Consider the following 16,796-nt stretch of genomic DNA (forward strand, 5'->3'; position numbering starts at 1 on the left):
GGAAGGACTCGTGGCGCACATCATCATCGAACCGCCACCGCCCGGCGGCGAGATCATCATTGACGGCCAAGTTGTTGATATGAGTTACAGCGGCATAAAAATTCGCTTGAAAGAACCTCTGGGTCAAGCAGTGGACGAAGCGGAATTGCGGATTTCCATCATACTGCCGGAGTCGCGGGTGGCGATGTCGATACACGGTAACATCAAGCATATCCGCGAAGATCGCGAATGCGGTTTGCAATATAGTCCGAGCAAGCACAGCGAGGACGAATTCGACGATCTGATGTTCGAATGCGTTAAGCTGGCACCACAGCGTAAAGATTAATCGAGACCCTTATGAGCAGATTGCTAAGGTGTGTGCGGTCATTCTGGGGTCACCTCAATGGCGATGCCGCTTATGAGCGTTATTTGCTGCATTGGCAAGCGCATCACGCCGGGCAGTTTCCGCCGTTAAGTCGAAAAGGATTTTTTGCGGCTGAAACGCAGCGCAAATGGAATGGCATCAAGCGGTGTTGCTGAATTTAATTGTTGCTTGAGTTGCTGGTGCTAAAAAGTATTCCAACCGCAGTTCACTATTCCATTCAAATAGTCCAGTCGTAGAGAGCCGGTGCAATTCGATGAACTTGTGTACGGCGCAAGTTTGGCATTGCAAGCCGCAAGGCAATAAAAAAGGCTTAGGTTTTCCAACCTAAGCCTTTGTAGTCCATTCCGAGGGGACGATTATTCGGCTTGGTCTTTATTTTTGCCGCGTCTTGATGGTGAGCCGACCCGTTTTTTACTTTTGTCTTTTTTCACCAAAGCCGGGTCGAATTTGGATATATCCAAAGGTTTACCGACTACCCGGACTTTTTTCAGGGCCTGGAACAAGTCTTTGGGCATGCCGGCGGGCAGTTCTACGGTGCTGTAGTGCTCCTCGATTTTGATGCGGGCGATATGATCGCCGTCTATACCGGTTTCGTTGGCGATAGCCCCGACGATATTGCCTGGTTTCACGCCGTCGGCATGGCCTACTTCGATGCGGAAGGTTTCCATTTCTACCGCGCCGACGCGACCTTTTTCCCGTCTCGGCCCACGATCACCACGATCATTGCGGTCGGAACGGCCTTTTTCCTCGGCGTCTTTACGCGGTTTTCTGCTGGGTTCTTTCATCAGCAAAGGTGTATCGCCTTGCAATAACTTGGCTAACGCCGCTGCAATGTCAAGTGCCGGGACATTATGCTCAACCTGATATTGGTTGATTAATTGGTTGTAAAAGCTGAGTTCCTCGCCGGCCAGTGTATCGGTAATCCGCTGTTTGAAACGGTTGATGCGGGCGTTGTTGATAAAGTCGGTGGAAGGCAACTGCATTTCTTCGACTTTTTGTTTCGTGGCTTGCTCGATATTGGCCAGCAGGCGTTTTTCGCGCGGCGAGACAAACAAAATCGCGTCGCCGGTGCGGCCGGCACGACCGGTACGGCCGATACGATGGATATAAGATTCGGTGTCGTAAGGGATGTCGTAATTGACGACATGGGTGATACGATCCACGTCCAGACCACGGGCCGCAACGTCCGTGGCGATCAGAATATCCAGTTTACCGCTTTTCAGATTATCGATAGCCCGCTCGCGCAAGGCTTGCGACATGTCGCCGTTGATCGCCGATGCTGAAAAACCGCGTGCTTCCAATTTTTCCGCGACTTCGATGGTGGCGGTTTTGGTTCTGACGAAGATGATCATGCCGTCGAAGTTTTCCGCTTCCAGAATACGGGTCAGCGCGTCCATTTTGTGCACGCCGCTGACAAACCAATAGCGTTGGCGAATATTGGCGGCGGTGGCGGTTTTGACCTTGATGGTGACTTGTTCGGGATTGTTCAGGTATTTCTGCGCAATTTTGCGAATTTCGGTCGGCATGGTGGCCGAGAACAGCGCAGTTTGGCGCGTCGATGGGGTTTGCTCCAGAATCCACTCCACGTCATCGATAAAGCCCATCCGCAACATTTCGTCGGCTTCGTCCAGGACCAGGGTAGAAAGCTGATCCAGTTTTAGCGTGCCGCGACGCATGTGGTCCATGACCCGTCCCGGTGTACCCACCACGACATGCGCACCGCGATTCAATTGGCGTAGCTGGCTGGTGTAATCCTGGCCGCCGTAGATTGGCAAGACGTGAAAGCCTTTGATGTGCGCGGCATAACTTTGGAAAGCCTCGGCAACCTGTATCGCCAATTCGCGCGTAGGGGCTAGTACCAAAGCTTGCGGGTCTTTTTGATTGAGATTAATACGCGACAAAATCGGCAAGGCGAATGCAGCGGTTTTACCCGTACCGGTTTGGGCTTGGCCCAACACGTCGCGACCAGCCATGACGAACGGAATAATCTGTGCTTGAATCGGAGAAGGGGTTTCGTAACCGACACTTTCCAGCGCTTTTAAAATGGTGTCTGAAAGCGATAAATCTTTAAAGGAAGGCGTGGCGGAGGAAGGGGCGTCGGACATTAATAATACCTGTAGAAAAAAAGAGAGTTGCCGGCCATGGGCTAGCTATGCCCGGCATTGTATCGCAACTTAGTCTGATATTGCTTAACTTATTGATAATTACCGTAAAATCCTGGCTTGTTCAGTTTGCTTTTCCAGACGAGTAATTTAAGCAAATAAAGATGAAAAATTGCGCGCCGAAAATCAGATTAGCCATCAACAAATGTACCGGTTGAGCGACGGCTGGAAATCCCAATCTGTCCAGGCTGACGCCGGCCAAAATGGCGGTAACGATCAATCCCACTAGAAGATAAGCAGTGCGCAACAGCAGGCTCTGTTTGTCGGCTTGTTGATAGATTTTCCAGGCCAGCCAGAGGTTGGTGAACAAAATGACCGATGAAAAAGAGCGGTGAATATAAAAAATGATCGGGAAACTATCGCGCCAATATTGCCTGTCAATATAGCTGTGCTCATGAGCAATGTAATCGACCGCTTCCCTGACTTGGGTGCCCATTGCTACTTGCAGCAAAGTCATTGCCATGGCAATTTTCAAAACCAAAGCAAAACGTGGCGTTAGCCAATGGCTATCGATGGCTTGCAGTAGGGGTTTTTGCGATTTGGCAATCGCGTAGATTAGCAGCGCGACGATAAATAAGGCCAACAACATGTGCAGCGTTATCATCAAGGGCTTTAAGTTACTCGCTACCACGGCCGAACCCAGCCAGCCCTGAAATCCGACCAGCAAAAATACCGATAACGCTAAATAAAAAATCGCTTTGTCGGCTTTCAGATAAACCCGCGACGTCCAGGCGGTGAGAAAAATCAGAAAACCAATCGTCACGCCGACCAGGCGATTGGTATATTCGGTCCAGGTTTTTACCGGATTGAAGGTGGTGGTTTCATAACCGCGCGCCGCATAGATTTCATGGTAATTGGCCGGCAATTGCGACTCGTGAGTCGGTGGCACCCATTGTCCGAAGCAGGTCGGCCAGTCCGGACAGCCCATGCCGGCACCAGAGGCGCGGACAATGCCTCCAACCAGAATCACGAAATACACAGCAAAGATGGTTAGTGTGCCTAAGCGGCGAAACCGGGCGGCGTCGTGGGCGTCTATCATGTGTTGTTATGTCTCAAAGGAACATTGAATGGGCAAGCTCGATCTCTTCCGAGACTCCTTCAATTTCCAAAATTTCGGTATCGGGCTGGATGCCCAATTTAACAAAGGCCGGTACGGTGTTCCAATCGACGCGGCAGGCGGGGTGATCGGTGCCGGCGATGCTTTGCAGAAAAGCGACTTGCACCAAGTCGACATAATCGGCTTTAGAGCCTGAGTCGCGCTGAAAATCTACATATTCGGAAGGCACCAATTTAAGTTCTTCCGGGAAATTCCAGGTGTTCATGATCAGTTTCCCGACATGCGGGTGGGCTTTCTCCAGCAGCTTGTCTAATCGGGATGGGCTATCTCTAAATTCCGGAATTTTCTCGACTAGTGTCAATATTGGTAATTTACCGATTTGATGGATTAGCCCGGCCAGCATGGCTTCGTCGGCGTTTAAATGCGGCACGAATGCAGCCAAAGCCCGGCTGATCGCCGAGACATTGACGCCTTGCTCCCAGGTGCTGCGGAAATAGCCTTCCAGTAGCGCCGTGGTAGGCGTGAACATTTGCTGCATGATCAAGCTGGTAATCAGCGTGCGAATGGTGTTGTTGCCGAGCCGGGTTACGGCCATTTGGATATTCTTGATTTCCATGGTGCCGCGATACAGAGGGCTGTTGGCCACTTGTATCAAACGGGCGGAAATGGCGGCGTCGGTTGCGATGATCTCGGCCAGGCTTTGCGCGGTGGCATCGCCTTTACTGACAGCGTCGCGGACTTTGATGGCGACATCCGGCAAGGTAGGCAGGATTAATCGGTTGGCGTCTAGTTCCGCTTGCACATGGACTAAAAAGTCTTGAACAGATTTGAATTGCATGGATTGAATTTCCGCTATTGATCCTAAATTATCGCGATAGGCGTACGATAGTCGTCATCAAGTATAAGGTTTTTTGGCAGTCCATCAACTATTTGCAGGACCAACAGCGCACGGTTTATTCCGGTCCAGACCGCGTTCGTCAGTACGCACCCCATATTTTGCTGAGAAATGCCGTCCAACACCTTACAGCCGTTAATGACGTCGCTTGCTGATTGACGGCATTCGGCAATAAACAAGGCGCGTTTGACTTTGCCCAAATAGTGACTGCGGGCCACGATTTCCTGACCTGTGTAACAGCCTTTACTGAAACTGATGCCGCCAAGCTGGTCAATACCCAACATCTGCGGAATATGTTGTTCCGATTGGCTAATATCAAACCAGGGCAGGGCAGTGGAGATGTCTTGATAGCGCCACTCGTCCAGGCAGCCGGATTCGAAAGCGTATCGGCTAAACAGTAATCCGGTAAATTCATCGATCTGATCAGACGTACCCAATAGCAGATGGCGCGGCGCGCCGGGTAACTTAATGGTCGTTAACGGTATTTGCCCGATTGCGAAATTGTCTGTCGGAACGTCGAACTCAGGCGAAAGACCCGATATGCCCAGGATATGCATGTTTCCGGTTTGATCATGCAATTTTGCATCGGCTCGCAGCACGTACATTCGCAATTTTTTTAACACGGTGTCGAGTAAGTCCGCAGGCAGTATCAGGTAAAAAGATTCCAGCGATTTAACCACCAATAGCGTACTGATGACCCGGCCTTTGGCGTTGCAGAATCCAGCTATACTGGCTTGCGATGCCGATAAATCGTTAATGTTACATGTTAGCTGGCCTTGTAAGAGTTTTGCGGCATCCTGACCGCTGACTTCTATGAGGCTCAGGCCGGTGGATGCGAATACTTTTCTGGATAAAGCAAGTGCATTGGGTTCGCTAAAAGCGTTTGTGTGAACTTTCCGGTCTTCAAGCATGGCGGTAAGGTTTGTAGGAATACGTGAACATAATTTAGCAGGGTAGTTTACCTTAGCTCGAAAAAGGTGCGGCGATTGTGTCGAAAAATCTTGAACAGAGCATGAATTTTACAGTGGGGCGCTCACGGGCGCTGACATTCATCGTTAGCGCCATCCACGCGGTGACGCTGGCGGCATGTTGGCTAAACGCGCTGCCGATGCCTTACCAATGCTTGCTAACGATGGCGGTATTTTTGAGTTGGCGAAGCAATATGGCATCCGGCAAAATTGGCGGCGCATATCTGCGCTATACTCCTCAGCACGGATGGTCGCTGCTGGGAAGTGGCGACCATTACCAGTCTATCGAGATTCAAGCATCAACTGTGGTAACCGGATTACTAATCGCGCTGCATTGGGTGCATGATAAAGGGAGGCGTCAATCGATGATAATTCCCAAAGATGCAATGAGTAACAACGATTACCGCAAACTCTCGGTTTGTTTAATTATTTCAGGTCATGGTCATGGTTGATGAATGCCGGTGTAAAGCAAACAATTGAATTGCAGATGAGTTCGCTGAAAAACTTGCCGGTTTTGCCCGAGGCGAGTCTGCGAATTCTGGGTGCCATTAACACGCCGGACATACCCATAGAAAAGCTGGCGGATGCCTTATCGTTATCGCCTGGTTTGGTCGCCAGATTGCTTGGATTAGCGAATTCGGCCTACTTTGCCCGAGGCCGTAATGTCTCAGACATTCGTACCGCCATTTTTCAGGTCCTGGGCCTGGATTTAGTAAAAGCCCTGGCAATGGCAATTATTTTTAATGTTCAATTTGATACGCGTAAATGCCAAGGATTCGACGCCGAGTATTTTTGGATACGCTCATTAACAACGGCAGTATCCGCGCAAAAATTGGCAGCCGAAATTCCGCAATTGCGCGAGTTTACGCCATCGACTATTTATTCCGGCGGATTGCTGCTCAATATCGGCGTATTGGTGCTCGGCTATTTGCAGCCCGAAGAGTTGCATGAGGTTTTTGTCGAGAGCAAAAAAACTCGCTTGCCGGTGAGTGAGGGAATTTCTCGACAAATGGGGCAGAGCCATTATCAAATCGGTCATTTTTTATTGCATAAATGGCATTTGCCGGCTTTGTATCAGCTTCTATTACAAAATTATGAAAATAAGGATTTTGACGGTAAAGAACTGCCCTTGCTGATTTTATTGAGGGTTTGTGAGCGATTAAGCGCAGCCGTGATTGCCGGTGAATCGATTAATCTGCAAGAGTTTGAGCCGGAATGCCGGAAAATTAAGTTACCGTTGGAAAATATACGCGAGCTAGCCGAACAACTGGGCGAAAATCAGCCGGCTATGCAAAAACTTGCAGCCATCATGGGGAATTGATGAATCAGCACAGCGCAGACAGTCAAGATGCCAAACTAGCGGGCTTCGGCATGCAAGATTTGCTGATCGACCTCGTCAATGCGCTGTCCGCAGTTAAACAACTGTCCGAAATCGACTATCAAGTCGATGATGAAAAAGCCCTAATCAGACAGGCTTTGGCAAGTCTTATCCAATATCAAGACATGGAACGCTGCTCTTTTTTTATCGTGGATAGTGAAGGCTTATTAAGCAATGTCGCCGGTATTAGTGTTCGTGAGTTGGGCAATACTGAACCAAATGTTGATAGGCCTTTGCGCTTTAAAGTCGGGGAAGGCTTGATTGGTGCGGCTGCTGCGACCGGTGTTTTGCAACATTGTCAAAATTGTCATGAAGATAAGCGATTTGAAAAAACTGGAAACGTGAACCAATCGCCCGGCTCAATTATCAGCGTGCCGGTTTTTACCTTCAACCGCACTCTGATTGGCGTTTTAAACGTATCGCATCCGCAAGCAAATTACTTCAGCGATTGGCATATTCGTTTATTGGAAGTCTATAAAAACATTCTTGGTCAGTTGATCACCACTCGGCGCCTGGTTCAGCAAATGGAACAGCAAATTGCGTTGAGGACGGCCGAGTTGGAGAGCTTGGTCGCCGAAACCAATCAACTTAAAGATCATTTTGCCAGTATGTCCATGCATGACCAATTAACAGGCCTGCATAATCGGCGGTATTTTTACGACCAAGTCGAAGTCGTTATCGCTCATCATAAGCGCTACAAAACTAGTTTTTGTCTGCTGGTGATGGACATCGATCATTTCAAAGTAATTAATGATCGCTTCGGCCATTTGTTCGGCGATCAAGTATTAACCGGCGTGGCTAACGCGTTAAAGCGACAAGTCCGCAATACCGATATTCTGGTGCGTTTTGGTGGTGAGGAGTTTGTCGCTATTTTTACCAACACCCGTTGCGATAGCGGTAAAACATTCGCGGAACGTATTCGGCAGGAAATTAAAGCTCTGGAATGGACTATCGATAAAGAGGTGGTTAATTTGACCCTGAGTATTGGCTTGTATTGCCTGAATGGCGACTTGGTTCAATCCGAACAAACGCCGGACATCGATCAAATGATTAATTACGCCGATGCCGCCTTGTATCAAGCCAAAGCAAGTGGCCGAGATAAAACAATAGTATTCGGCGAAGCCTGCTCAGATCAGGGTTAAAGACATTCTTTGGGTTATTCGTAACCTGATTCCGTAGCTAAAATTGTGAATTTTTACACTTCGCGTAAAACGGGGGATCGTTGCGATTCTGGTACTTGGTTTTTAATTAAGCAAATACCGGAGTTTGTTCAGATTAATACAAATACCACCTCCCGGTTCCCCAATACCAATTGTAGCGATAGCCGGAATACCAGTTGTTGTAAAAAATCTGTTGCCATCGTCTCCGCCATTGGTAATCGGCTTGCTCCGATTGGCGAGCTTTTACTGCCTCTTTAAGTAAACTGCTTGCTTCTTTGTCGCCTTTGTTGGCGGTAATGGACAACCATTTTTCAGCCTCGCCCGGATCGGAGCCCATTTCACCGAGACCCGTCAGATAGACCCTACCCAAGGCTTTTTGCGCTTCGAAGTTGCCTTTCTCGGCGGATTCACGCATCCATTTGATCGATTTATAAGTATCCTGACGAACACCGTCACCTCTGAAAAAACGTAGGGCAAGGTCATAAGCGGCACGGGGGTCGTTTGTGGCCAATTCTTCAAGTGCTTTGATTCTTGCAGCGTCTTCGGCGGACATTGCCGGTTCCGGCTGAAAAGAGGCATAGTCTTTCGGGCGATCCGCACAGCCATTCTCGTCGCAAATTCTAATCGTGTCAGACTTAACTTGTTTCTCTTGATGTGTACACGCGACAAGGCCAAACGCTACGAATAATACAAATAGCGTTGACAAAAAAGGCTTTTTTGAATGCATGAGTATTTCCTTTTTCTTTTCATAAGTTTTGGTCTATTATCGCTCGAATTTTTTAGTTTGCTAGGCGTCATTAACTGAACGGCAATTTTTTGGAGTTTTTTGGATGAGCGTTAAATCAATTCGAGATTTATCATTACTGGTCTCTGTTTTTGCTTTTGCCGGCTGCGCGCAACAGCCTGGCTTGCAGACAGGTGGTAGTTCAAATTTAGTCTCTGGCTCTGCCGGCGGAGCGACCAGCGTCAACGCCAATAAGTCTTTGGAGCGCTGCGCCAGCCCATTGGGTACCTTAGCGGTCAGCGACGGCCGTTTTTCGGGAGCATCAGGTGTAACCACAGTTGATCCGTTAATCCGCTTGGCGGTACAGCAATCCAATTGTTTTATTATCACCGGTATTGGCAATATGAGCACCAGCGCCATGCTGGATAGAATCACCGACCAACAAAGAAACTCCGGAGAATATCGGTCAGGTTCAAAACAACACAAAGGCCAACGTGTTGCCGCAGACTATTTACTTGACCCGCAGATTATCGTCGCTAACGAATCGACAGGCGGACAAGGAGGCTCGATCGGGGCCGGATTAATCGGTGCCGGATTAGGTGCTGCCGGGTTAGGCGGTCTAGGCGCCATTGCCGGTGCGGTTTCGCATGCCGTGGAAACGAGAACTACCGATGTGGCACTGACACTGACCGATATTCGTTCAACCGTACAAATTGCCATTTCCCAAGGCAGTGCCACCGCGAACAATATGAGTACCTCGGGCGGCGGCGCGTTTGGCGGTTGGGGCGGACTTTTTGCCGGCGCGGCCGGGGGTAGCATAGGCATGTACAGCAGAACCCCGGAAGGCATAGCTACCGCGGCAGCCTTTTTTGATGCCTATAACAATATGGTCCAATCGCTCAGAAACTATAAAGCGCAGGAAGTACAGGGCGGTGGCGGCAGCGGTCAAGGTGGTGTTTTGCAAGTCAAGTAACAATCCGATAGCGCATCGTCTTTAAACGATGCGCTACTCCTCGTGTCGGCGCGGTCATATCCGTAAATTCTCTGTATAATCGCGCCCGCACTCTTCCGGTTTATCCGGCTCCTGTTAAATTAATCCTTCTGTATAAAATTCATGGCACTACATTGCGGAATCGTTGGGCTGCCCAACGTCGGTAAATCAACTCTGTTCAACGCGCTGACCAAAGCCACCATTGCGGCTGAAAACTATCCTTTTTGCACGATAGACCCAAACGTAGGTGTGGTGCCGGTTCCTGATCCACGAATGGATAAACTGGCGGCCATCGTCAATCCAGAACGCGTGTTACCGACCACCATTGAGTTTGTCGACATCGCCGGATTAGTGGCCGGCGCGTCGAAAGGCGAAGGCTTGGGCAACCAATTTCTCGGTAATATCCGCGAAACCGATGCCGTTGTGCATGTGGTGCGCTGTTTTGATGACGACAACGTGATTCACGTTGCCGGCAAAGTCGATCCGATCAACGATATCGAAGTCATCAATACCGAATTGGCTCTGGCCGACATGTCTTCCGTCGAAAGAGCACTGCAAAAAGCCGCAAAGGCTTCAAAGTCCGGCAACAAGGACGAGCTGGCCAGAAAGGAAGTTCTGGAACGGGTGCTGGAACATCTCAATGCCGGTGAAGCCGTGCGTACTTTGGGTTTAAGCGAAGATGAAGCCAAGCTTATCAAGGAATTGTGCCTGATCACGATCAAGCCGACGCTGTATGTTGCCAATGTTCAAGACGACGGTTTTGAGAACAATCCGATGCTGGACAAAGTCAAAGCGTTTGCCGAGAAAGAAGGCTCCAAGGTCGTCGCTGTTTGTGCGGCTATAGAAGCCGAAATCGTGCAACTTGATGAAGACGAAAAGAAAGAATTTCTCGAAGACTTGGGCTTGGAAGAGCCTGGCTTGAATAGGGTGGTACGTGCCGGCTACGAGTTGTTGAATCTATCGACTTATTTTACCGCTGGCGTCAAAGAAGTCAGAGCTTGGACGATCCCTGTCAACGCCACCGCGCCGCAAGCCGCGGGCGTGATTCACTCCGATTTCGAAAAGGGGTTCATCCGCGCCGAAGTTGTGTCTTATGCGGATTTTATAGCTTACAACGGCGAACAAGGAGCCAAAGACGCCGGTAAATGGCGGTTGGAAGGCAAGGAGTACAAAGTCCAGGATGGTGACGTGATGCACTTTCGTTTCAATGTTTGACAATGGAAAAGACGCGCCCTATAATGCGCGTCTTTTCAAAGCTGTTCCCAGTGGCGATATAGCTCAATCCGGTTAGAGCGCGGGATTCATAACCCCGAGGTTCCAGGTTCGATCCCCGGTATCGCCACCATTTAAAAACAAGGACTTAGGCTATTTGCCCAGTCCTTTTTTTATGCCTGCGTCACACTCACGTCACAGTAAGAGATAACAATTCTCGACAATCCTCAACAAATTGAGGTGTGTTAATCGATTTCAACAATTAATTCAGAAAACCAAAAAGGCAAAGGGATGTTCAATTTCAGTCAAACTGCATTAGCGTCTACTCTGGTTCTCAGCATCGGGTTTGCCGGATCGGCTAGCGCCGCTTTGTACGACAGGGGCGGTGGACTGCTGTATGACGATAGACTTAATGTAACTTGGCTCCAAGACGCCAACTACGCGAGAACAACTGTTTATAACGGTAATATTTACGGCAATATGACCTGGAACCAAGCGCAAACCTGGGCGGAAAATTTGGTCTACCATGATGATGTAAGGAATATTGATTATAGTGATTGGCGACTACCGTCGATGTTTGATAGCGGGACGCTTGGATGTAACGCTTCAAACAATGGAACTGACTGTGGTCAAAATGTCGACACCAGCACATCCGAGCTGGCTTACATGTTTCATGTTAACCTTGACCTAAAAAGTATTCTCAGTGCAACTGGTGGCTATCAAGCTGATTATGGAATTTTTGGTAATGGACATATTGGTGGTCAATTTGATGTAGGATTGGTGCATAACTTGCAGTCATCCGCGTACTGGTTTGGTAATGAATATGCTCCAATTTCCGACGGCTATGCTTGGGTCTTTTATACAAATTACGGCTCTCAATATTATCTTCAAAAATACTCCGCAGGTACTGGAGCTTATGGTGATGGCACATTTGCCTGGGCAGTCCGCGACGGCGACGTAGCAGTTGTTACCGTCCCCGAACCGAGCATTATTTGGCTATTCCTCAGCGGCTTTGGCTTGTTGGTGGTTGATCGGGCTAGAAAAGTATCGCGCTCTGCTGACTAGCAGTTTGGTTGGCGAATGGGTTCTGAAACCGTTGCCAACCAACTTTTCACGCCTCAGTAACACTGGTATTGGAATCGGTACGCTTTAGCAAATTTGGGCCACTAAGATAAACGAGTACCCCAAGGCCAGTGTAAAATTAATTGCGTATGGTGAGAGTCTCTTAGTTGATAGTCATCAGGGCCTATGCGTGGATTTTGATGCTTTTTTCTTAAGTTGTTTTAGCCCGTCAACTGTGGCCTTAAATCTACCAAGCTCTCGTTCGACGCGATCCATGTCAATATCGCAATAATGCTTGGCAAACTCATCAGGCGAGGCATGATACTGATGTGCAAGGTTTGGACTAGGTGTATCGCCTTCGACAGCGCGACGTACATTCCAATAATAGGACTCTAATTCTTTCAAATAAGGGTCGACATGATCTTTGCGATAAATAGCCATTTGGTTTAGTTTCCATGATTAATGAAGTCCTAGTTTAAATATGATAACTAACTAAGAGCAAACGGAAACCTCCACAATTATCCAATTTCCTCCTCGATATACTTACCTTGCGTTCAATGGCGATTGATCGCAGTCGGCCCGCTCTCCCCAATGATCGGGTCGGCATCTTGTCAGCTCATGAAATTGCAAGGATGCACCAGCCGGCAAGCCTTATACGGGGGCTTGCCGGCTTTTTTATGGGTAACCGATTGAGTTATGGATGGCTGAAAAGTCAGCCATCTACATGGCGGAAATCTCCATCATCTTTTTCAACCCCTTGAATTTGCTTGATGACCGGAAACTCGGTCATCCTTTCCTTTATCGAGATATAGACGCCGTTAAATCTTACGGATCCTACACGGCCCAGATTTGGACCGTCCTCTGGCGTTAAAAAATGGCCCCAACATCTTGAATTTTAAGATAACTCATTTTTGAGTTGCCTTCTCCTAAGCCATTGAATCCATGGATAAAGCAATTTTGCGTTATCGAGACAGCCTCGATTAAAACTAGGGCGCTCATCACAACCAATGCCGCGTATTTCCGCGACATTCCTAAGGCCTTGCAAATAAAGGTAACGCAAAACTTGCGTTACTGATGGGGTGCAGCTTTTGCACCCCATCGGCAGTGATACTTTATCCGCTTGAAACAGTTTTCTTGCTCCCCGATATTGGGGAGCAATCACAATTCCGACGAATTATCGGAACTCATTGGCGCTGAACCATATTTCAAGACCGATAGCGGATTTACGCTATCGCGTTCAGATGTGAAAGGGTCGGAATTAAAATCGGACCCTTTCAATGTCGCAAGGTGGTGGCGAGTTGAATACAATCAAAGGGCCTGCTTTGTACGCAACCCCTTGGAGTCGGCAATACCGACGTCATCCGTCCAATTTGGACGAATTCAATTGTTTCAATGACTTAGATCGTTTGCGTCATCACTTCCGCAGCTAATATAGGAACGGGGAAATTCCCCTTCACCTATCAAAGCCTTGTTTTGACTCAATACCCGGAATTCCGGTTATTGGCCTTGTAACTGTATCAACGCGGGATGATACAAAACCTCTCAAGCCCAGTAAATTCGCGGAACGAGCGGCATTTGATGGGCTATAAAAACGAAAGCGCGCTTTCGATTTAAGCGGATGATATTTAAGAACCGGGAATTCCAGGTATTAGCCCTGTAACTGTTTGGCTGGACCTACCGTCAAGTCGATATTGCTGCGAACGTATGCCGGCGCCTCCTGATGAAGAACGAAACCTCACCCGACAACTGCTACCGCTTTCGTTCCTTGGCCTTAGCCAACTGCTCCAGGAAGTAGGTATCGTAATTCCAGCCTGGTCGAGGTGGCGGCGGTGTGCGTGGCTTTGGCATGGTCATCATGGCGATATTTCTGGTTTTAAAGCTGATAGTTTATGCCTTGGATTGGGCGTCACTGAGGCAATGTTCCGAGGGAGATTACTGCAACTGCTTGGCGGGAGCGCTAAGCAGGTCTATGTTGCTGCGAACGTATGCCAGCGACTCCTGGAGCTGTTTAAATTGTTCAGTGAAGCCTTCCACCTTGTCCGGGTGGGTTCGTTGCATCAGGGCCTTGAGATTTTTGATAACCTGCTCCTTTTGGCCTTCATCCATGGGCTTTTCGACCAGGCCACCAAATAACAGAACGCCGTGCGCACGTCTCGCCAGCCAGCAAGCGTCATTCACTTCGCTAAGCAACTTGTTTCGTTCTACCTCGTCGGCAAGCTGCCAGTATTTGACTCGTTGAGGCAACTTATTCTGTGTGGTGTCAGTTATCTTGAGTTCGAACACAATCAAGCCAGCGGCATGAAGATCGCGCAGCGTTCGATTTATTTGGCTAATGCTCACCGGCTTTTTATCTACACCGTGCCAATCATAACCATGTTCAAGCATGTAATGTAGGTCCGAAGCGCTGTACGGTGGAGCCCCGCAATCGGCGTTCGGCTCGGACAGATATTTCAAAATGACTTGACGATTTACGGTATTTTTCATGATTCTAATTGTATCAATGCGGAATAGTACAATAACAAATGGCAGGCACAAAAAAGCCGGGGGTTTCCCGGCTCTGGATATGTGAACCCAGCTTAACTAAGTCAATGTCGTCAGGATCAGCAAAAGACTATCGGCTTAAAAGTCCTAGGCGCTAAGCAGCCTAAGCATAGGGTTTGAGGCACAGGGCCGCATTGATTGCATAGAGATATTGCTGGCATAATCGCTAAGATGGTCTGGCGCCAAGTGCGCGTAACGCAAAACCATATCGTAGCTTGACCAGCCGCCGAGTTCTTGCAGAACATTTAAGGGTGTTCCGGCTTGAACGTGCCAACTGGCCCAGGTATGCCGTAGACCGTGCCAGGTGAAGTTTTCAATATCGGCTCGTTTGAGTGCTTCCCGCCAATAATGGGTGCCTACCTTCTCGACCGGTCTGCCACGGTAAGTGAATACCCGCGTTTGGTGCTTCCCTATTTGCCCAACCAGAACGTCGATAGCATCCTGATTGAGCGGTACCCGTATCACTTTGCCGGCCTTGGCCTGGTCGGCGTGTATCCAGGCTATCTTGCGCTGCATATCGACTTGCGCCCATTCCAGGTGTGTGACATTGGATTCCCGCAAGCCGGTAGCCAGCGTAAACAGCGCCATAGCCTTCGTATGATCGGGCAGTTCTTCGATCAGCCTTGCCGCCTCTTCTTGCGTCAACCATCGCAAACGGTGATTGCCTTCCTTGAATCGGCGGATATGCGGCGTTGCATCGATCCACTTCCATTCCTTCATGGCCTTATTCAGTATCGACCGGATCAGCTCAGTGGTTCGGTTTACCCTGGTCTTGCCGGCTACCTTGAGTTTTGCCTTGATGATTTTCTCGATCAAATCTTCGTTGATGTCGTCAAGGTAAACATCATCAAGGTACGTTCTCAGCCACTTCAGGTGATACTTGTCGGTATCGATAGACCGCTTTTCGGACTCAGATACCCACTTTAAAACGGCATCTTGCCACAGATACCGCTGTTTATTGCCCAGCTTGACGACATCGCGAGTCGCGGCTTTTGCCTTGTCGGCTATTTCCTGCGCTTTTTCTTTGTCGCTGGTTCCAGTGCTGCGGTATACAACTTTTCCCTTGACGGTAAATTTATAATACCAATAGCTGCTTGTTGGTCTTTTAAAGAGCATAGTGATTCTCCTGTTTGATTGTCGGCTGATTCCCGAGGCCTGTAGGCGTACTGCGACCGCAGCCAATCCAGCAAATCGACATCAATAAAAACCCAACACTTCCCCGGTTTTGCGCCTGGTATCTCGCCGGCTTTCGCTTTCACCAATAGGGTAGTTGGGTGGATCATTAGCAGTTCAGCTGCGTCTTGAAGATTAAGTGTTTTCATGGCGCTTATGTTTACAATTGATTGAGAAAAAAAAGCCAGCAATAAGTGAAGATTACCGGCATAAAATGAAGGAACTGAGCTGCCTATCAGTCTTGCAATTTTATTTAGACCGAGAAGTCCTTGATGGTCGGGACGCTTTCTCGGTTTCGGCTTCAAGTACAGGGGCAGAACCATTGACTACCGCTGCAGCTCGGTATCGCTTCAATTCGGCGTCGATTCCTGCGGCTTGTTCGACAGTGATTTCGGCAAAGTTGATTAGCTTGGCCAAGATGGCAACTTCCGGGCAGGCCTCAGCGGGGTTGGCAGCATAAGTTAGTTTTGCCTCCGGCTGGTTTGACTCTGACTGGTCATACTCACCGTCTTGATACGCCTCGGTGATGGCCCGAATATCCGTCATTTCACACAGGGCGTAGAACAGATCTTGATCGGTGTTGTCGCCATTCATCAGGCGCTGTAATGCCAGTTCAAGCACACCGCTCGCGCGCTCGGCAGATTGCATAATCACATCTATCACGGTCTGGCCGGTGCAGATGGGTTTTACAAAAGTCGCGGCGCTCATATTGCTAACCTCTTACGACCGCGTTTCTTTTCAGCTTTTGTGGTTTCATCAGTCAAGTTGTATTCTTCGAGAAGCCAATTCTCGATCACCGCAACCGGCCACACATGCTTAGGCACTTTGCTCGAAGGCGGTGGCACCTTGCCATCTTTGATCATTTGGTCAAGAGTTCGCAGGCTTATTGAAATTGCATTTGCAAACTCTTGTCTATCTAGCGCTAATTTGTTGTTATTCATGCCTCACCGCCTTTTTGTGCGCTGGTATCCTGCGGGTTATCTATGCCAGTCTTGACGTATCGTTCAGGGTGAATTAACCGATCTGTCGCGCTTGCGCATATTCCCGCCACGCCGACTACCGCATATGCCTGATTTGAGAGACAAAACAGCAAATCCCTAAAATCATCA

18 protein-coding genes and 1 tRNA gene are annotated in these 16,796 nt (G+C 48.9%); 9 read left to right on the forward strand and 10 right to left on the reverse strand.

Annotation, left to right across the window (positions count from 1 at the left end; translation table 11 throughout):
• The first annotated feature begins 10 nt into the window (after positions 1 to 10).
• The gene (locus CWO84_RS10545) at positions 11 to 325 is read left to right on the forward strand and encodes a PilZ domain-containing protein (protein ID WP_240348293.1); all 315 of its coding nucleotides are present in this window, start codon (positions 11 to 13) and stop codon (positions 323 to 325) included.
• Between the two features lie 11 nt (positions 326 to 336).
• The gene (locus CWO84_RS10550; RefSeq protein WP_101052613.1) at positions 337 to 519 is read left to right on the forward strand and encodes a YbdD/YjiX family protein; all 183 of its coding nucleotides are present in this window, start codon (positions 337 to 339) and stop codon (positions 517 to 519) included.
• A 201-nt stretch (positions 520 to 720) separates the two neighbouring features.
• Here the strand turns inward: CWO84_RS10550 and CWO84_RS10555 are convergent, their stop codons facing one another.
• From CWO84_RS10555 to CWO84_RS10570, 4 genes are all read right to left on the reverse strand, one after another.
• The gene (locus CWO84_RS10555) at positions 721 to 2,469 is read right to left on the reverse strand and encodes a DEAD/DEAH box helicase (protein WP_101052615.1); all 1,749 of its coding nucleotides are present in this window, start codon (positions 2,467 to 2,469) and stop codon (positions 721 to 723) included.
• A gap of 121 nt (positions 2,470 to 2,590) precedes the next feature.
• Positions 2,591 to 3,565: a COX15/CtaA family protein gene (locus tag CWO84_RS10560; RefSeq protein WP_101052616.1), complete on the reverse strand. Its 975-nt coding sequence runs from the start codon at positions 3,563 to 3,565 to the stop codon at positions 2,591 to 2,593.
• A 13-nt stretch (positions 3,566 to 3,578) separates the two neighbouring features.
• Complete coding sequence (locus tag CWO84_RS10565) at positions 3,579 to 4,421, reverse strand: HDOD domain-containing protein (RefSeq protein ID WP_020481918.1); 843 nt, start codon at positions 4,419 to 4,421, stop codon at positions 3,579 to 3,581.
• Between the two features lie 23 nt (positions 4,422 to 4,444).
• Positions 4,445 to 5,389, reverse strand: a complete 945-nt coding sequence (locus CWO84_RS10570) for a folate-binding protein YgfZ (RefSeq protein ID WP_051670507.1) — start codon at positions 5,387 to 5,389, stop codon at positions 4,445 to 4,447.
• A 77-nt stretch (positions 5,390 to 5,466) separates the two neighbouring features.
• Here CWO84_RS10570 and CWO84_RS10575 point away from each other — a divergent pair, with 77 nt between their 5' ends.
• Genes CWO84_RS10575 through CWO84_RS10585 form a run of 3 tightly spaced genes read left to right on the forward strand, consistent with a single transcriptional unit; the run spans position 5,467 to position 7,966 of the window.
• Positions 5,467 to 5,898: a protein YgfX gene (locus CWO84_RS10575; protein ID WP_129871411.1), complete on the forward strand. Its 432-nt coding sequence runs from the start codon at positions 5,467 to 5,469 to the stop codon at positions 5,896 to 5,898.
• Complete coding sequence (locus tag CWO84_RS10580; RefSeq protein ID WP_033159316.1) at positions 5,898 to 6,767, forward strand: HDOD domain-containing protein; 870 nt, start codon at positions 5,898 to 5,900, stop codon at positions 6,765 to 6,767. The genes CWO84_RS10575 and CWO84_RS10580 overlap by 1 nt, the downstream gene beginning before the upstream one ends.
• On the forward strand, positions 6,767 to 7,966 hold the full coding sequence (locus tag CWO84_RS10585) for a sensor domain-containing diguanylate cyclase (protein WP_033159315.1): 1,200 nt from the start codon (positions 6,767 to 6,769) through the stop codon (positions 7,964 to 7,966). The genes CWO84_RS10580 and CWO84_RS10585 overlap by 1 nt, the downstream gene beginning before the upstream one ends.
• Before the next feature lie 133 nt (positions 7,967 to 8,099).
• Here the strand turns inward: CWO84_RS10585 and CWO84_RS10590 are convergent, their stop codons facing one another.
• A complete protein-coding gene (locus CWO84_RS10590) occupies positions 8,100 to 8,711 on the reverse strand; it encodes a tetratricopeptide repeat protein (protein ID WP_033159314.1) in 612 nt (203 codons plus the stop codon).
• Positions 8,712 to 8,814: 103 nt separating this feature from the next.
• On the opposite strand from CWO84_RS10590, the gene CWO84_RS10595 reads away from it, so the two are divergent.
• From CWO84_RS10595 to CWO84_RS10610, 4 genes are all read left to right on the forward strand, one after another.
• Positions 8,815 to 9,681, forward strand: a complete 867-nt coding sequence (locus CWO84_RS10595) for a hypothetical protein (RefSeq protein ID WP_020481912.1) — start codon at positions 8,815 to 8,817, stop codon at positions 9,679 to 9,681.
• Between the two features lie 141 nt (positions 9,682 to 9,822).
• Positions 9,823 to 10,914 (forward strand): redox-regulated ATPase YchF, encoded by a 1,092-nt coding sequence (gene ychF / locus CWO84_RS10600; protein ID WP_033159313.1) that lies wholly within the window; start codon positions 9,823 to 9,825, stop codon positions 10,912 to 10,914.
• Positions 10,915 to 10,966: 52 nt separating this feature from the next.
• A tRNA-Met gene (locus CWO84_RS10605) sits at positions 10,967 to 11,044 on the forward strand.
• Between the two features lie 158 nt (positions 11,045 to 11,202).
• On the forward strand, positions 11,203 to 11,976 hold the full coding sequence (locus CWO84_RS10610; RefSeq protein ID WP_101052618.1) for a PEP-CTERM sorting domain-containing protein: 774 nt from the start codon (positions 11,203 to 11,205) through the stop codon (positions 11,974 to 11,976).
• Positions 11,977 to 12,150: 174 nt separating this feature from the next.
• Here CWO84_RS10610 and CWO84_RS10615 read toward each other — a convergent pair whose 3' ends face one another.
• The 5 genes from CWO84_RS10615 to CWO84_RS10640 form a co-directional block, all read right to left on the reverse strand.
• The gene (locus CWO84_RS10615; RefSeq protein ID WP_101052620.1) at positions 12,151 to 12,414 is read right to left on the reverse strand and encodes a hypothetical protein; all 264 of its coding nucleotides are present in this window, start codon (positions 12,412 to 12,414) and stop codon (positions 12,151 to 12,153) included.
• Between the two features lie 1,491 nt (positions 12,415 to 13,905).
• Positions 13,906 to 14,457: a hypothetical protein gene (locus CWO84_RS10620; protein WP_101052622.1), complete on the reverse strand. Its 552-nt coding sequence runs from the start codon at positions 14,455 to 14,457 to the stop codon at positions 13,906 to 13,908.
• 144 nt (positions 14,458 to 14,601) lie between these two features.
• A complete protein-coding gene (locus CWO84_RS10625) occupies positions 14,602 to 15,630 on the reverse strand; it encodes a site-specific integrase (protein WP_101052623.1) in 1,029 nt (342 codons plus the stop codon).
• A gap of 306 nt (positions 15,631 to 15,936) precedes the next feature.
• Complete coding sequence (locus CWO84_RS10635) at positions 15,937 to 16,395, reverse strand: hypothetical protein (RefSeq protein WP_101052625.1); 459 nt, start codon at positions 16,393 to 16,395, stop codon at positions 15,937 to 15,939.
• Entirely contained in the window at positions 16,392 to 16,628 is a 237-nt protein-coding gene (locus CWO84_RS10640) for a hypothetical protein (RefSeq protein ID WP_101052626.1), read from the reverse strand. The genes CWO84_RS10635 and CWO84_RS10640 overlap by 4 nt, the downstream gene beginning before the upstream one ends.
• Between the last annotated feature and the right edge of the window lie 168 nt (positions 16,629 to 16,796).

It is taken from the genome of Methylomonas sp. Kb3 (assembly GCF_002834115.1).
GTDB classification, from domain to species: Bacteria; Pseudomonadota; Gammaproteobacteria; order Methylococcales; family Methylomonadaceae; genus Methylomonas; species Methylomonas defluvii.

Bases quoted from the DNA above. Each gene is read 5' to 3' on its own strand.
- CWO84_RS10550 (WP_101052613.1), top strand. From the start codon at position 337: ATGAGCAGATTGCTAAGGTGTGTGCGGTCATTCTGGGGTCACCTCAAT.
- CWO84_RS10555 (WP_101052615.1), bottom strand. From the start codon at position 2,469: ATGTCCGACGCCCCTTCCTCCGCCACGCCTTCCTTTAAAGATTTATCG.
- CWO84_RS10560 (WP_101052616.1), bottom strand. From the start codon at position 3,565: ATGATAGACGCCCACGACGCCGCCCGGTTTCGCCGCTTAGGCACACTA.
- CWO84_RS10565 (WP_020481918.1), bottom strand. From the start codon at position 4,421: ATGCAATTCAAATCTGTTCAAGACTTTTTAGTCCATGTGCAAGCGGAA.
- CWO84_RS10570 (WP_051670507.1), bottom strand. From the start codon at position 5,389: ATGCTTGAAGACCGGAAAGTTCACACAAACGCTTTTAGCGAACCCAAT.
- CWO84_RS10580 (WP_033159316.1), top strand. From the start codon at position 5,898: ATGAATGCCGGTGTAAAGCAAACAATTGAATTGCAGATGAGTTCGCTG.
- CWO84_RS10585 (WP_033159315.1), top strand. From the start codon at position 6,767: ATGAATCAGCACAGCGCAGACAGTCAAGATGCCAAACTAGCGGGCTTC.
- CWO84_RS10590 (WP_033159314.1), bottom strand. From the start codon at position 8,711: ATGCATTCAAAAAAGCCTTTTTTGTCAACGCTATTTGTATTATTCGTA.
- CWO84_RS10595 (WP_020481912.1), top strand. From the start codon at position 8,815: ATGAGCGTTAAATCAATTCGAGATTTATCATTACTGGTCTCTGTTTTT.
- ychF (WP_033159313.1), top strand. From the start codon at position 9,823: ATGGCACTACATTGCGGAATCGTTGGGCTGCCCAACGTCGGTAAATCA.
- CWO84_RS10610 (WP_101052618.1), top strand. From the start codon at position 11,203: ATGTTCAATTTCAGTCAAACTGCATTAGCGTCTACTCTGGTTCTCAGC.
- CWO84_RS10615 (WP_101052620.1), bottom strand. From the start codon at position 12,414: ATGGCTATTTATCGCAAAGATCATGTCGACCCTTATTTGAAAGAATTA.
- CWO84_RS10620 (WP_101052622.1), bottom strand. From the start codon at position 14,457: ATGAAAAATACCGTAAATCGTCAAGTCATTTTGAAATATCTGTCCGAG.
- CWO84_RS10625 (WP_101052623.1), bottom strand. From the start codon at position 15,630: ATGCTCTTTAAAAGACCAACAAGCAGCTATTGGTATTATAAATTTACC.
- CWO84_RS10635 (WP_101052625.1), bottom strand. From the start codon at position 16,395: ATGAGCGCCGCGACTTTTGTAAAACCCATCTGCACCGGCCAGACCGTG.
- CWO84_RS10640 (WP_101052626.1), bottom strand. From the start codon at position 16,628: ATGAATAACAACAAATTAGCGCTAGATAGACAAGAGTTTGCAAATGCA.